The organism is Buttiauxella ferragutiae (genome assembly GCF_022637515.1).
Classification (GTDB): Bacteria; Pseudomonadota; Gammaproteobacteria; order Enterobacterales; family Enterobacteriaceae; genus Buttiauxella; species Buttiauxella ferragutiae.
Genome location: NZ_CP093332.1, coordinates 3766603 through 3780668 on the forward strand (window position 1 = coordinate 3766603; position 14066 = coordinate 3780668).

Genomic DNA, 14066 nt, shown 5'->3' on the forward strand with positions numbered 1-14066 from the left:
CACGCCCGCCAGTAATTCACGCGGTTATCGAAACACTCTTAATTTGCGCATACAACCATTGCCCCGGTTTTATCATTAGCTCGTCCCGCGCCCACGGGCTAATCCGCGCCCACAACGTTCTCGACCCGACTTCCAGTTGCACTTCCACCTGCCCTTCATCGTCATAACATTGCGCGACTTTCGCCCGCAACACGTTACGAATGCTGCTGTTGACTGGCGGCTGGAGAATCAATGAAACGTCTGAGGCCTGGATGCGAATGCGTAACGACGCCTGCAACGGTTTATCCAGTTTATTGACCCACAAATGCTGATCGCCCAGCGCCAGTGCAGTCATCGCGTAATGCGGATGATGTTCCAGTACGGTCACTTTGAGCACGCTACTTTGCTGCTCTTTCGGTAACCACGGGTGCATCACGCTACTGCCCCACACTTCTTCCAGATTGCCAAAGGCTTTCACTTTACCCGCATCCAGCACCAGCACTTTATCTGCCAGGTGGAGAATTTCCTCCAGCGAGTGGCTGACGTAAAGCATCGGGATGTTAATTTCTCGCGCCAGCCGCTGCAAATATGGCAGTAATTCACGCTTACGCGGAATATCCAGCGAGGCGAGCGGCTCATCAAGCAACAACAGTTCTGGAGATGTCAGCAAGGCACGGCCAATCGCCACACGCTGTTTTTCACCGCCCGAAAGGCTCCACGGGAAGCGCTCAAGCAACGGTTCAATACCGAGTAACGCGACCATTTTGTCGAACTGCCCTGCGGCGGATCTGTGCATACCGTATTTCAGATTGCCACGCACGCGGTAATGCGGGAACAGGCGTGCGTCCTGGAATACATAACCAATACGACGTTTTTCCGGGGCCAGAAAATGCTTCTTTTCTGCGTCGCTCAACACCCGATCATTAAGCACGATCCGGCCTTGTTGCGGATGTGTCAGACCACTAATCGCATTAATCAGCGAGGTTTTCCCGGCACCTGAAACGCCAAATACTGCCGTAATGCCCATGCCGGGTAAGGTTTCGTTTATCTCAAGACGATGTTCGCCCAGCGTCTGAACAAAATTGAGTTCCAGCATCAGACTGCCCCTATCCGCTTACGGCTCTGTCGTGCCAGCCATTCCGCCACCAGCAAAGACACCAGCGCTAATACAATCGAAATCACGCACAAACGTGCTGCCGCATTTTCGCCGCCAGGGGTTTGAATCAGGGTGTACATCGCCGAAGGAATAGTGCGGGTTTCGCCGGGAATATTTGAAACGAAGGTAATAGTTGCGCCGAATTCGCCAAGTGAACGGGCAAACGCCAGCACCGTTCCGGCAATAATGCCCGGTAGGGTCAACGGTAGCGTGATGGTGCAAAATACCCGCCAGCGCCCGGCTCCCAATGTGCGAGCAGCCTGTTCGAGTTTCATATCTACGCCTTCCAGCGCCAGGCGAATCGCTCGTACCATCAGCGGGAAGGACATCACCGCGGCAGCCAGTACCGCTCCACGCCAACTGAAAGCAAAAGTGATACCAAAAACATCGTAAATCCAGGCGCCAATCACGCCACGTCGCCCCATTGCAATCAGCAATAAGTAACCGACCACCACGGGCGGGAGCACTAAGGGAAGATGGATAATGCTGTCGAGCAGGGCTTTGCCAGGGAACCGGCAACGCACCAGCACCCAGGCAAAGAAGATCCCAAAAGGAAGACTAAACAACACCGCAAGGGTTGAGACTTTCAGGCTCAGCAGTACCGCCTGCCATTCGGGATCGGTCAATATCATTATTTGGTCGTAAATCCGTAACGTTGGAAGATAGCAGCCGCTTCCGGTCCTTTCAGATAAGTGTAAAACGCACTTACCGTTGGGTTGTCGTGGCCTTTCACAATGGCAATCGGGTATTCCACTTTTTTGTGGGAATCTTCAGGGAATGTGCCAACCACTTTCACACCTTTACTGGCTACGGCATCGGAACCATACACGATACCTATAGGTGCTTCGTCACGTTCAACCAATGCCAGGGCGCCGCGGACATCTTCTGCCGGAGCTAATTGTGGTGATAGCGTATCCCAGGTACCTAATTTTTGCAGCGCTTCTTTGGCATAAATGCCTGCCGGAACGTGGTCTGGATCACCCACAGCAAGACGGCCACCTTTCAGCAACGCAGCCCAGTCAGTTTTAGCATTAATCGCAACATCGCCAATATTGCTGGCTTTAGGTGCCACCACTACCAGACTGTTGCCGAGCAGTGTTTCACGGGAATCGGCTTTAATCACATCTTTACTGACCACGTAATCCATCCATTTCTGGTCGGCAGAAATGAATAAATCAGCAGGTGCGCCAGCTTCAATTTGGCGCGCCAGCGTTGAAGATGAAGCGAAAGAAGAGGCAATTTCGACCGTCTTCCCTTTCTGATATTGGGTCGCAATATCCTGCATCGCGTTAGTTAACGATGCGGCAGCAAAAACGGTAATTTTGTTGTTATCGGCGAATGCTTGCGCGGCCATTGTGACACTCAGTGCCGCGCCGAATGCCAGACGTACCCACTGCTTAGCCATGTTTTACTCCATTGAGTTTCGTTATGTAGCGCATAATATAACGATGCTAAGAAGGAATTTACAGAACTTATCGGTAAGAAGGCCGGAAACTTGATCCAAATCCTGGTTGCCTGTTACATGAGCATGAAGCCAGACAAGTTTCATTCAATACCAATATGGCACCTGAATTATATTCAGATAATATATAAATCAATGCTAAATATATTTTTAAATTACCATTAAATTTATTTTTAGATATTAGAGCTAAAAATAAAAAAAATAAAAAAATGCCACATAACATTATGTTTATATTGATATATCATAAATATCTTTAATTATTACATGACCAACAATAATGTCTTCGCATAAAATCCCTCTCCAGCAAAATGTGTTACAGGCGTCCCTTGAACGTATTCTCTGGACATTCACTAACTTCGACCGCATTTGCATCTCATTTTCCGGCGGAAAAGATTCCACGTTAATGTTTCATTTAACCGCTATGGTCGCACGCCAACTCAAGCGGAAAATCAGCATTCTGTTTGTCGACTGGGAAGCACAATTTAGCCACACCATTTCGGTTATCGAAAAGATGCGTGAACAGTACAAAGATGTAGTCGATGACTTTTACTGGGTTGCCCTTCCCCTTACTACGCCGAATTCAGTTTCACAATTTCAACCAGAATGGACGTGCTGGCAGGAGGGCGTTTCCTGGGTTCGCCAACCCCCATCAGATGCCATTACTGATGGTAACTTTTTCCCCTTTTATAAGTATGCAATGAGCTTTGAAGCCTTTGTCGGTGCATTTTCTGAATGGTTTTCCGCATCAAACCCAGCGGCTGTGATGATTGGTATTCGTGCGGATGAGTCCTATCACCGTTTCCTGAGCATCGCCTCAAACAAAAAATTACGTTATGCCGACGACAAGCCCTGGACGACCGCCACCGCAAAGGGACACGCTTATAATGTTTATCCCATCTATGATTGGAAAACTGCCGATATCTGGACGTGGTTTTCCCAGACAAATGAAACCTGCAACACACTGTATTCTCTGATGTATCAGGCTGGGGTTCCCATGCGCCATATGCGAATTTGCGAACCATTTGGCATGGATCAGCGGCAAGGTTTATGGCTTTACCACGTACTCGAGCCGGAAAAATGGGCGTTGATGTGCACACGCGTCAGCGGGGCAAATAGCGGCTGTTTATACGCCTCACAAAAAGGGGATTTCTACGCCCGTCGGCAGATTAATAAACCAGAACACCTCACCTGGCGTGAGTACGCCATGGCGCTGCTCGACAGTATTCCCGACACCACCGCCGAGCATTATCGCAATAAAATAGCAGTTTACTTGCGCTGGTATCAGACACGAGGCTTCCCCGACGATATTCCTGATACCCAAGAAAAAGATACCGGAAGCAAGGATATGCCCTCATGGCGGCGTATCTGCAAAGTGTTATTAAACAACGATTACTGGTGCCGAACACTTTCATTCAGCCCTAATAAATCAAGTAGTTACAAACGTTACATCCAACGTATTCAGGAGAAACGTCAGATATGGAAAATAATATGACAGTTGAAGAAATTACCGCTTCATTACGCACTCTTCTAACTGCAATGCCGGAAGCTCAGCGCATCACGTCGATCAATCAAGTGAAAGTCGCATTGCATGAATGTAGCCCTTTCAAAAATGAGCCAGTTGATTGCGTTATCTGGATGAAAACACAAGAAATAAAAGCGAATGATTACAACCCGAATAACGTGGCACCTGCGGAGAAAGCGCTGTTAAATACCTCGCTGATACAGGACGGGTTTACTCACCCGATTGTCGCGACATGCGATGAGAGTACCGATCAATTCATTATCATTGATGGTTTTCATCGTTTTGAAATCAGCAGCAAAGCCGGTGAATTGAACAAACGACTCAAGGGGTATGTTCCAGTTGTTCTGATGCCTCAGGTAAATAATGACAAGAACCGCCGCATGGCAGCCACTATTCGTCATAACCGTGCTCGCGGGCGTCATCAAATTAATGCGATGGCTGAAATCGTGCGCGAGTTGTCACAACTGGGTTGGGATGACTCGAAAATCGGTATTGAGTTGGGAATGGATACGGACGAAGTGTTGCGACTCAAGCAGGTTTGCGGCCTGTTCGAACTGTTTAGCCATCGCCAGTTCTCACAAGCCTGGACGGTAAAATAACCGCGTTTAAAGTAGAAAGATTGTCGCAAGCCCAAGGAAAATAAAGAAGCCTCCGGTGTCGGTGATAGCGGTAATCAACACACTCGAACCGACTGCCGGATCTTTTCCCAACCGCATCATAATCATCGGGATCAGCACGCCCATCAGCGATGCCACCAATAAATTGAGCACCATCGCCAGCGTCATCACGCCGCCTAACGCGAGGTCGTCGTAGAGTAGCCAGGTGACACAACCCATCACGCCACCCCAGATGATACCGTTGAACAGCGCAACGCCCAGTTCACGCAGCACCAGGAACGAAAAGTTACCCGGCTGAATATGTTGTAGCGCTAATGCGCGCACAATCATGGTGATAGTCTGGTTTCCGGTATTCCCGCCGATACCCGCGACAATCGGCATTAGTGATGCCAGTGCCACCAGTTGCGAGATAGTATGTTCAAACAGGCCGATAACGCGTGAAGCAACAAACGCGGTGCACAAGTTAATCGCAAGCCACGCCCAACGTGCTTTGACTGCTTTGCTGACTGGAGCAAAAACATCTTCTTCAGCACTCAAGCCACCCATGCGGCGCAAATCGTTATCGGTTTCTTCATAAACCACATCAACGATTTCATCGATGGTCAAACGGCCAATCAGTTTACCGCTGCTGTCGATAACTGCCGCACTGATTAAGTCATCACGTTCGAAGGTTCGCGCCGCAGCCTCATCATCATCCTCGGGGGCAAAACAGGTGGGATTATCGTCCATCACGTTAAGCACCAACGTTTGCGGCGCGTGCAGCAAAATGGTGGTTAGCCCCAATTCCCCGAGCAGCGTTTTATCACGCGTGGTAACAAAAACTTTATCGGTGTTTTGCGGCACTTTTCCGCGTAGGCGTAGAAAGCGTTGCACCACCGCCAGCGTGACATCAGCACGCACGGTGATCACTTCGAAATCCATGATCGCGCCAACACTGTGTTTTTCGTAGTGCAGGACTTGCCTGACGCGAGCCCGTTCCTCTTGCGGTAGAGTGGCCAGCAAGCGCCCCATCAGATCACGAGGCAAATATTGTGCAAGATAGATTTGGTCGTCGATATCCAGTGGGCGAATAATATTCAATAAAGCTTTATCGCTCATGCCTTCGATCAGGTCGTCCCAGACGGTTTCGGAGGCTTCGATCAGTACTTTGCCGCGTTCATCATCTTTGACCAGGCTCCACAACGCATGGCGCTCTTCGCTGGGAAGTGCTTCCAGTACGTCGGCCAGATCGGCGGCGGGCAGTCTTGCTACCAGCTTGACGATTTCGGCAATATCTTGCTCTGGGGTATGGACATCTGGTTGCGGAAACTTGCCGAGAATACCGGTGGCAACCGCTTTGTTGGTTAACAGAATCTGGAGGATTCGCGCTCGATCTTGCGCACGCTGTTTAGTGCTGTACTTGTTAGTGCTGAGCTTACGAGTGACAGACATCTGGCGGTTTTCCCTAATTGCGACGTGCTAAGTTATAGTCCTTTCAGGCGCATAAAACAAAAAACCAGCCGATTAAGGCTGGTTTTATTGATCAAATCTCGGTTCGGGCGACCGCATCTCGCGAAGCATGCTCGCGTTCATGTCCGGTTAATTCACTGAGTTGCCCCTGGCGCATTTCCAGCAACCGGTCAGCATGAACAAAGTAGTGATCGTCATGGCTTATGGCAAAAATGGTTTTCCCCATTTGCTGCATTAGCGGCAACAGCACCTGATAAAACTCACGGCGGAAATGCGGATCCTGGTCGGCTGCCCATTCATCCAGCAAAATGATATCGCGTTCTTCTGCCAGCGCCAGCAGCAACGCGACACGTTTGCGCTGCCCTTTCGAGAGTTTCAGATTCAGGATGGTGCCGTTTTCCAGCTCGAGCTTTTCACTCATTTTCAGGCGTTCAAGCCAGCTTGAAACTAATGCTGAGTTGGCTTGCTTACCCTGCGGGCCAAGCAGGCGGTCAAACAGCCAGACATCGGTAAACACCGCAGAAAACAGTTTGCGGTAGTCGTCCTGATTACTGGCATCAATCTTTTTGCCATCCAGATAGATTGCGCCGGACACCGGCTGATAAAGCCCGGTCAGCAGCATTGCCAGCGTCGATTTCCCACTACCGTTTCCGCCAATCAGGAACAGCAGTTCGCCACGTTTAATGGTGAGATTGAGCGGCCCAACGCAGAAGGTGTTATCGGCATACTGGAACACAACATCACGCATCTCAAGGGTTTGCCAGTCTGCCGGTTCTTTGCTGCGCGGGAATTTAGCATCGTATGGCGCAAGCTTGAATTGGTTCAGTTTGTTGAACGCTACCTGCGCGGTCAGCAAGGTGGGTAAAGCACCAATCGCCGACAACATTGGCGTGCGCAGAAACAGCAGAGTAAGAGAAAAAGTGGCCGCAATATTGGTGTCAGACCAGCCAAGGCTATTTGCCATCCAGAACACCAGGCCAATGACACCGAGCATCATAATGTTCGACCAGTTTACCGCGCTTAAATGGAAGGTATCCGCGCGAATAATATGGCGACGGTAGTCGCTGGCATGAGGAATATAGGTATCCTCAAAGACACGCTCTGCACGTTCACGGTTTAACGCCAACTCCTTGCGGCCTTCGATAACGGTCTGGTAATCGTTGTACAACTGGTCTTCAATTTCACGCAGTTGCGCCAAATGTTTGTAAACCCGCGCCACCAGCACATAGCCGCCATAGACGGTTATCGCGACCCAAATAGCGGTCACACCAAGCATTTTTGGCGACAGCCACGCCAGATAAGCCGCTGAACCCAGAGTCAAAATAATGCCCTGCACCAGCTCAGGTAAGCGCACAAAAGCAATGGTAATATTACGCACATCGCTGGTTAATCCGGCTAGTAGCGCGGCGCTGCCGAGTTTTTCGATACGTTCAACATGGGTGTCCATCAGGCGCTTAATAAACTCGCTACGCAGACGGAAGACAAAGTGGTGGCCAAGTGTGGTGAGTGCCCATTGTGAGCCGAGCGTCACCGCCATTAACAGCAGTAACAGGCCAAGAAATTCGGGTAATACCGAAAGAGAAATATCCGGCGTTTCAATCAGCCGCAGATTGATAAAAGCGATCAAACCAATACCTAACGCCGCGCTGAGCAGGCTTAATGCCATTACCATCAAAAAAGGCCAGCGATACTGCCGGTAAACCACACGCAAAAGTTCCATCACTCACTACCCAAAATCGAAAACAGCGAGCAGTTTAAACGGCAATTTCGCTACAGCAAGAATAATTCTTATTTATATTCGTGTTAACGAGTGTGGCGGAAGGTCAGATTGAAGCGGTACTCGCCGGTGGCTGGATGATGCGCAGGTTTGAGCGGTAAAATTCCGTGATAAAACAGCCGTGAAGGCCCGCCCCACACCACCACATCACCGTGTTCGAGCATCACTCTGGTCAGCGGGTCATTGCGTTTAAGGCCGCCAAACTGAAACACCGCGGGCAACCCAAGCGATACCGAGACTATCGGTTGTTGCAGGTTAAGTTCGTCTTTGTCCTGATGCAGCGACAGTTTTGCGCCCGGCGCATAACGGTTAATCAAACAGGCATCGGGCGCAAAGTCGTGATATCCGGCAGCCTTAGACGCCGCATCAGATAACTGACGAAATAGATTCGGCATTGCCGGCCAAGGTTGTGACGTCAGCGGGTCAACCGGCGAGTAAAGATAACCGTGAGCGTCGGTTGTCCAGCCGACTTCCCCGCAGTTGGTCATCGCTACCGACATCGTGTAACCGCCGGGTGTGACCATCTGGCGAAAAAGTGAAATCGCGGCGAGCGCCGATATTTGCGCGATAAGTAACTGCGCGTCTGCACAGGCAAAGCGGCGCAAAATCACCGCGCCTTCCGCCAGCGGCTCCTGCCAGGGCGCTTCATCGGCAAATAAATCGAGCATCACTCCTCCTGCTGTTCGGCTTCAATTTCAAGCAACTGGCGTTTACGCTCCACACCCCAGCGGTAGCCCGAAAGCGCACCGTCGTTTCGCACCACACGGTGGCAGGGAATAACCACCGCCAATTTGTTTGCGGCGCAAGCGCCTGCCACGGCACGAATGGCCTGCGGTTTGCCAATACGCTGGGCTATATCGCGATAGCTCGCCGTCTGCCCGACGGGAATGTCGCGCAGCGCCTGCCAGACCAGCTGCTGGAAGGCGGTTCCCTGAATATCGAGCGGCAGGGAAATGGGTTGGCCGGGATGCTCCAGCAAGTTGACGACCTGTGCCACCCGCGCCGCAAAGTACGCGTCACCCACCATTAAAGAAGAATGCGGGAACAACGTTTCCAGTTCCTGAATCAAACGTTGCGCATCGCTACCTAACAGTATGGCGCAAATCCCCCGCTCACTTTGTGCCACGAGGAATTCCCCTAACCGGCAAGTCCCGACCACAAACTGGATTTCTGCGCGTTCCCCGCCCTGACGAAACTGCTTCGCGGTCATCCCCAACACCTCGTCAGCTTGCTGATAATAGTTACTGCCCGATTGATAACCGGCATCGAAAACGGCCCGCGTAACAGGCTCACCTTGCGTGAGTTGTTCGCGCAGGCGTTTGGCACGTAGCGCTTTTTGCCAGCCATGGGGCGTTAACCCAGTGACTTGTTTGAATAGCCGATGAAAATGAAATGGGCTCATGGCAACACGGCTAGCCAGTTCAGCCAGCGCTATGGGTTGATTGATGGTTTCCAGGATGCGGCAAGCCTGGGTGATGCGGTCAATTCGTTGTTGCTCAGGGGCAAGTTTGTCTGGCTGGCAGCGTTTGCACGGGCGAAAACCGGCGTTTACCGCTTGCCCGACATTTTCAAAAAATACGACATTTTTGCGTAACGCATGGCGGGCGCTGCATGAAGGACGGCAACAAACCCCGGTAGTTTTTACCGCAAAAACAAACTGCCCGTCAGCACGGTGATCACGGGTTTCCACAGCCTGCCAGCGGCTTTCATCATTGGCATTGTCAAAAAATGGTTTCATGACTGGCTCCTGTCTTTTGCTGTCATGAAATGATTCTGACAGCGTTACCGGAATGAAAAACCCGCAATCTTGCTTTCTATTATAAAGACCCAGTGAACAGCGCATAACTCTCAAAAAAAGAATTTAAGACTAAGATATTTATTCTGCAAAGTTATACTTTCGACAGAGTAAAATCATTCATTAGCCATCCGTAACAAAGGTAAACCGTTACACATGTCCACATCACCGTATTCCCCTCCACTTCAGGCGCTAAGGATTATAGCCACTGGAGTTGCGCTGCCGCCTGGTAAGGTGGAGTCCTCAGCCCTCGATCACAAGCTCGGTAAAACTGCGGGATATGTTGAGCAGCGTTCGGGCATAAAATACCGATTCCATGCCAGTGAAAATGCCAGCCAGGCCGAACTCGCCGCGGCGGCATTACACGATGCGCTGGAGCGCCACGCCATTGCTCCTCTCTCCATTGACCTCTTAATTTCAGCTTCCGCAGTCGCCTACCAGGCCTTGCCATGTACCGCAATACATATCCTGAAAGCCGCCAGACTGGCACCAGGAACGGCGGGATTTGATATTAACAGTAGCTGCGTCAGCTTTATTTCTGCCCTGCAGGTCGCCAGCGGTTTACTGAATACTGGCAGCTATAAACGCATTGCCATCGTCAGCGCCGATATTGCGTCACGCGGTATCGACTGGGACCATGAAGAGTCCTCGCTAATTTTCGGTGACGGCGCGGCCTGTGCCATCGTTGAACGCGGTGATGGCAGCAGCCGTATTCTTGGCAGTCTGGTGGAAATGTATCCATCCGGCAGCGAACTATGCGAAATACGTGCCGGGGGAACACGGTGTAACCCGCGAGCAGGTATGGAAGATGCCGACTTCCTGTTCCATATGCAGGGGAAAAAACTGTTTCGTCACGCCTCTTCTATTATTGAAGGTTATTTTCAACGCCTTCTGGATCAAAGCAAGTTAACGCTGAGCGACATCGCCACTGTGGTTCCCCACCAGGCCAGCCATTTATCACTGGAACATATGCGCAAGCGCCTTCATGTCTCGAATGACGTGCTGATTGATATTTACTGCCATCATGGCAATCAGGTCTCCGCCTCTATTCCAAGCGCATTGCATGAAGCGATGATTACTGGTCGTTTTAACGCCGGTGAACCGGTGATGCTGATTGGTACTGCGGCAGGGTTGACGCTGGCGGGAATGATTATTCTGCCATGAAAATTCTGGTCACCGGAGCCACCAGCGGGCTGGGGCGGAACGCGGCGCAATGGCTGCTGGAAGCCGGGCATCAAGTTATTGCCGTCGGGCGCAATCAGCAGGCGGGTGCGGAATTACAATCCCTCGGAGCCACGTTTATCGCCCAGGATTTAACCCACTGTTCGGATGAAGTATTTGCTCATCTGGTGCAAGGATGCGACGCCGTCTGGCATTGTGCAGCAAAATCATCTCCCTGGGGCGACGCGCAAGATTTCTTCAATGCCAATGTGGTTGTCACCGAAAAACTGGCATTCGCCGCAGGGTGTGAAGGGGTAAAACGCTTTGTGCATATCTCATCACCCGCCGTCTATTTCGATTTTCACCATCACCACAATCTGGCGGAAACCTGCCGCGCACCCCGTTTTTCAAGCCATTACGCCAGTAGCAAGTATGCGGCTGAACAGGCGCTACAAAAGTCGATTGAGCGTTTTCCGGACACCATCTATGTGCTCCTGCGCCCACGCGGGTTATTTGGCCCTCACGACCGCGTGATTGTGCCTCGCCTGCTGCAACAAATCAGCGCCAAACGCAACGTTCTGCATTTGCCTGGTGGAGGGATGGCTCTGCTTGATCTCACTTTTGTGCTGAATGTGGTTCACGCCATGGACTTAGCGACACAGCATCAAAGCCTGCGCTCCGGTTCGGTTTATAACATCACAAACCACCAGCCGCAGCGGTTAGCTGACATGCTGGATGCACTATTAAATCAGCAACTTAATTATAATCTTACGGTGCGAGCACTGCCCTGGTGGCTGCTGTATGTCGCGGCTTTAGGTATGGAACTGGTGGCGAAAGTGACCGGCAAAGAGCCTTTACTGACACGATACAGTGTTGGTGCAGTCTATTTTGATATGACACTGAATTCCCAACTTGCCATAGATGAGCTGGGTTACCACCCTCTTTACTCTCTGGAAAAAGGCATTGCGCTAACCGGTGAGTGGTGGCGGGCACAAGGAAAAGGCCGCCATGGCTAATATCACGACGTTTGAAGTGGGTTACTGCACCCATGTGGGATGTATGGCGTTGAAAGGGGCGGGTTTTCGGGTCTGTAAATTTCCGGCTCGCGCTTATTTAATTGAAGCGGGAGATAAGCGCTGGCTGTGGGATACCGGCTACGCAACCTGGTTTGAACACTACACCCGTTCGGGTATTTTCCGGCTGTATCGCCAGGTGACGCCGGTTTATTTTGACCCACGCGAATCGCTGGCTGCCCAGTTGCGCGAGCAAGGCTACGCCCGTGGAGATATTCATGGAGTGATCCTTTCCCATTTTCATGCCGACCACGTTGCCGGGCTGCGCGATTTTGCCGAACTCACTTTTATTTGCTCCGGTGAAGGCTGGCAAAAGACCCGTGGTTTACGGGGGATTACGGCATTGCGACAGGCATTTATTCCGGGGCTGATCCCCGAGTCGTTTGAGGATTCAGTACAATTTTTTGAAGGTTTCGCAAGCGTTGCATTGCCCGCAGAATTAGCCCCCTTTGAACAGGGCTTTGAGTTGCCGGGTAGCCAGGGGCAAGTGATTTTGGTGCCGCTGCCTGGTCACGCAGTCGGCCACACAGGGGCGTTTGTGCAAACCGATGATGGCTGGGTGTTGCTTGCCAGTGATGCGGCCTGGTCGCCAGTGAGTTACCAGACGCTGCGTGGCCCATCCCGTATCGCCAATATCGTGATGGACAATTCAGTTGCGTATTACCAGACGTTAGAAAAACTCAACCAACTCTGGCGGGGTGGAAAGTGCGACATTCGGTTATGTCATGAGGGGGATTTATGATCCCGTTTCGTACCCTCTGGCACTATTTCCGCATCCGCCACCGGCGTTTTTCCAATCGCGAGGCGCTGGAAAAATACCAGCAGCTACAGCTCAGGCGCTTTTCCCGTCGTCTCCAGGCAAAAAGCCTGTGGTTTAGCCGCTTTGTTTCGCAACCTATCAGCAGCTGGCCTTTGATGGATAAGGCGCTGATGATGAATAACTTTGACGAAATGAACACCCAGGGGCTGCGCTGCAGAAAACTGCTGGCGTGTGCGCTGGAATGCGAAAAGGATCGAGATTTTTCCCGCAAGAGTGGCAGATTCAGCGTGGGGCTTTCATCAGGAACATCGGGCCAGCGTGGGGTGTTTGTCGTCAGCCCAGAGGAACAACAACTTTGGGCGGGAGGCATGCTGGCGAAAATGCTGCCGGACGGTTTGTTTGCGGGTGAACGGGTGGCGCTGTTTCTGCGCGCCAATAACAACCTTTACCAGAGCGTGAATAACCGCTGGTTGAGCCTGGCTTTTTACGATCTGTTTCAGCCGATGCGCTCTCATTACGCCCCACTTGAGCAACAGTCCCCGACGATTATTGTCGCACCCGCACAGGTGTTGCGCGAACTGGCATTGAACGTAAAACGCGGTGAACTGAAGTTGCAGGTGAAAAAAGTGATTTCTGTAGCGGAAGTGCTGGAGCAACAAGACCGCCTGCTGCTTAACGAAGTCTTTGCTGACGTGGGCGAAGTCTACCAGGCCACAGAAGGATTTTTGGCTGCCACCTGCGCCCACGGAACGCTGCATCTCAATGAAGAATTCCTGCACATAGAGCCACAGTGGATTGACGAGCGGCGCTTCACACCGATTATCACGGATTTCACCCGCCAGACTCAGCCCATCGTGCGTTATCGGCTAGATGATGTGCTGGTTGCCAGCAACGAAATTTGCCCGTGCGGTAACCCCGCGCGGGCTATCAGCCATATTGAAGGCCGTTGGGACGATCAGCTCCAGTTGGTGAATTGCCAGGGGGATTTACAAATCGTCTTCGCCGATCTCTGTAGCCGGGTTCTGGCGATTTCGCTGCCTGTGACCGCGGATTACCGGCTGATTCAGCACGGTGAAGCCACGCTGCATTTGATAGCCGATTGTTCTGCGGCTGAGCTTGAACAGTGCAAAACTGCTTTACTGGCGATGCTGCAACAACAAGGCATTGAGACACAAAAGCTCAGCTGGAAGCTGGAAACCACCACGCTAATCCCACAGTTCGATAGCAAACGGCGGCGTATCACCCGCAAGGAAGCGGCATGAAAATCGCGAGGGTCGTTATATGAAACACCAGATTTGCCTGGGATACTACTGGC

Annotated in this window: 13 protein-coding genes; 6 read left to right on the forward strand and 7 right to left on the reverse strand. The window is 51.5% G+C overall.

The genetic code is table 11. The annotated features are described in order from the left end of the window. Nucleotides 1-16: 16 nt before the first annotated feature. Genes modC through modA form a run of 3 tightly spaced genes read right to left on the reverse strand, consistent with a single transcriptional unit; the run spans nucleotide 17 to nucleotide 2540 of the window. Nucleotides 17-1075 (reverse strand): molybdenum ABC transporter ATP-binding protein ModC, encoded by a 1059-nt coding sequence (modC, locus tag MNO13_RS17430; RefSeq protein ID WP_064548531.1) that lies wholly within the window; start codon nucleotides 1073-1075, stop codon nucleotides 17-19. Beyond that, nucleotides 1075-1767 carry a molybdate ABC transporter permease subunit gene (gene modB, locus MNO13_RS17435; protein WP_064548533.1) on the reverse strand — a complete coding sequence of 231 codons (693 nt, stop codon included), beginning with the start codon at nucleotides 1765-1767 and terminating at the stop codon, nucleotides 1075-1077. Before modB ends, modC begins: the two co-directional genes overlap by 1 nt. Continuing rightward, nucleotides 1767-2540, reverse strand: a complete 774-nt coding sequence (modA, locus tag MNO13_RS17440) for a molybdate ABC transporter substrate-binding protein (RefSeq protein ID WP_241939062.1) — start codon at nucleotides 2538-2540, stop codon at nucleotides 1767-1769. The genes modB and modA overlap by 1 nt, the downstream gene beginning before the upstream one ends. 334 nt (nucleotides 2541-2874) lie before the next feature. Between modA and MNO13_RS17445 the strand changes: the two genes are divergently transcribed. Together MNO13_RS17445 and MNO13_RS17450 are read left to right on the forward strand one after the other, a co-directional pair. Further along, the gene (locus tag MNO13_RS17445) at nucleotides 2875-4089 is read left to right on the forward strand and encodes a phosphoadenosine phosphosulfate reductase (RefSeq protein ID WP_241939063.1); all 1215 of its coding nucleotides are present in this window, start codon (nucleotides 2875-2877) and stop codon (nucleotides 4087-4089) included. Further along, on the forward strand, nucleotides 4086-4718 hold the full coding sequence (locus MNO13_RS17450; RefSeq protein ID WP_241939064.1) for an IbrB-like domain-containing protein: 633 nt from the start codon (nucleotides 4086-4088) through the stop codon (nucleotides 4716-4718). The genes MNO13_RS17445 and MNO13_RS17450 overlap by 4 nt, the downstream gene beginning before the upstream one ends. 6 nt (nucleotides 4719-4724) lie before the next feature. Here the strand turns inward: MNO13_RS17450 and mgtE are convergent, their stop codons facing one another. From mgtE to ada, 4 genes are all read right to left on the reverse strand, one after another. Next, nucleotides 4725-6167 carry a magnesium transporter gene (gene mgtE, locus MNO13_RS17455; RefSeq protein WP_064548538.1) on the reverse strand — a complete coding sequence of 481 codons (1443 nt, stop codon included), beginning with the start codon at nucleotides 6165-6167 and terminating at the stop codon, nucleotides 4725-4727. Between the two features lie 91 nt (nucleotides 6168-6258). Next, nucleotides 6259-7905: a multidrug ABC transporter permease/ATP-binding protein gene (locus MNO13_RS17460; protein ID WP_121814024.1), complete on the reverse strand. Its 1647-nt coding sequence runs from the start codon at nucleotides 7903-7905 to the stop codon at nucleotides 6259-6261. An 83-nt stretch (nucleotides 7906-7988) separates the two neighbouring features. Then, the gene (alkB, locus tag MNO13_RS17465; RefSeq protein WP_241939065.1) at nucleotides 7989-8630 is read right to left on the reverse strand and encodes a DNA oxidative demethylase AlkB; all 642 of its coding nucleotides are present in this window, start codon (nucleotides 8628-8630) and stop codon (nucleotides 7989-7991) included. Beyond that, a complete protein-coding gene (gene ada / locus MNO13_RS17470) occupies nucleotides 8630-9700 on the reverse strand; it encodes a bifunctional DNA-binding transcriptional regulator/O6-methylguanine-DNA methyltransferase Ada (RefSeq protein ID WP_241939066.1) in 1071 nt (356 codons plus the stop codon). Before ada ends, alkB begins: the two co-directional genes overlap by 1 nt. 213 nt (nucleotides 9701-9913) lie before the next feature. On the opposite strand from ada, the gene MNO13_RS17475 reads away from it, so the two are divergent. Genes MNO13_RS17475 through MNO13_RS17490 form a run of 4 tightly spaced genes read left to right on the forward strand, consistent with a single transcriptional unit; the run spans nucleotide 9914 to nucleotide 14013 of the window. Continuing rightward, nucleotides 9914-10921 (forward strand): 3-oxoacyl-[acyl-carrier-protein] synthase III C-terminal domain-containing protein, encoded by a 1008-nt coding sequence (locus tag MNO13_RS17475; protein WP_241939067.1) that lies wholly within the window; start codon nucleotides 9914-9916, stop codon nucleotides 10919-10921. Then, entirely contained in the window at nucleotides 10918-11934 is a 1017-nt protein-coding gene (locus MNO13_RS17480) for an NAD-dependent epimerase/dehydratase family protein (protein ID WP_232886011.1), read from the forward strand. Before MNO13_RS17475 ends, MNO13_RS17480 begins: the two co-directional genes overlap by 4 nt. Further along, nucleotides 11927-12733 (forward strand): MBL fold metallo-hydrolase, encoded by an 807-nt coding sequence (locus tag MNO13_RS17485; protein ID WP_064548551.1) that lies wholly within the window; start codon nucleotides 11927-11929, stop codon nucleotides 12731-12733. The genes MNO13_RS17480 and MNO13_RS17485 overlap by 8 nt, the downstream gene beginning before the upstream one ends. Then, on the forward strand, nucleotides 12730-14013 hold the full coding sequence (locus MNO13_RS17490; protein WP_133522435.1) for a F390 synthetase-related protein: 1284 nt from the start codon (nucleotides 12730-12732) through the stop codon (nucleotides 14011-14013). The genes MNO13_RS17485 and MNO13_RS17490 overlap by 4 nt, the downstream gene beginning before the upstream one ends. Nucleotides 14014-14066 lie beyond the last annotated feature (53 nt).

Bases quoted from the DNA above. Each gene is read 5' to 3' on its own strand.
- modB (WP_064548533.1), bottom strand. From the start codon at position 1,767: ATGATATTGACCGATCCCGAATGGCAGGCGGTACTGCTGAGCCTGAAA.
- ada (WP_241939066.1), bottom strand. From the start codon at position 9,700: ATGAAACCATTTTTTGACAATGCCAATGATGAAAGCCGCTGGCAGGCT.
- MNO13_RS17445 (WP_241939063.1), top strand. From the start codon at position 2,875: ATGTCTTCGCATAAAATCCCTCTCCAGCAAAATGTGTTACAGGCGTCC.
- MNO13_RS17475 (WP_241939067.1), top strand. From the start codon at position 9,914: ATGTCCACATCACCGTATTCCCCTCCACTTCAGGCGCTAAGGATTATA.
- modA (WP_241939062.1), bottom strand. From the start codon at position 2,540: ATGGCTAAGCAGTGGGTACGTCTGGCATTCGGCGCGGCACTGAGTGTC.
- MNO13_RS17480 (WP_232886011.1), top strand. From the start codon at position 10,918: ATGAAAATTCTGGTCACCGGAGCCACCAGCGGGCTGGGGCGGAACGCG.
- mgtE (WP_064548538.1), bottom strand. From the start codon at position 6,167: ATGTCTGTCACTCGTAAGCTCAGCACTAACAAGTACAGCACTAAACAG.
- MNO13_RS17460 (WP_121814024.1), bottom strand. From the start codon at position 7,905: ATGGAACTTTTGCGTGTGGTTTACCGGCAGTATCGCTGGCCTTTTTTG.
- MNO13_RS17490 (WP_133522435.1), top strand. From the start codon at position 12,730: ATGATCCCGTTTCGTACCCTCTGGCACTATTTCCGCATCCGCCACCGG.
- MNO13_RS17485 (WP_064548551.1), top strand. From the start codon at position 11,927: ATGGCTAATATCACGACGTTTGAAGTGGGTTACTGCACCCATGTGGGA.
- alkB (WP_241939065.1), bottom strand. From the start codon at position 8,630: ATGCTCGATTTATTTGCCGATGAAGCGCCCTGGCAGGAGCCGCTGGCG.
- MNO13_RS17450 (WP_241939064.1), top strand. From the start codon at position 4,086: ATGACAGTTGAAGAAATTACCGCTTCATTACGCACTCTTCTAACTGCA.
- modC (WP_064548531.1), bottom strand. From the start codon at position 1,075: ATGCTGGAACTCAATTTTGTTCAGACGCTGGGCGAACATCGTCTTGAG.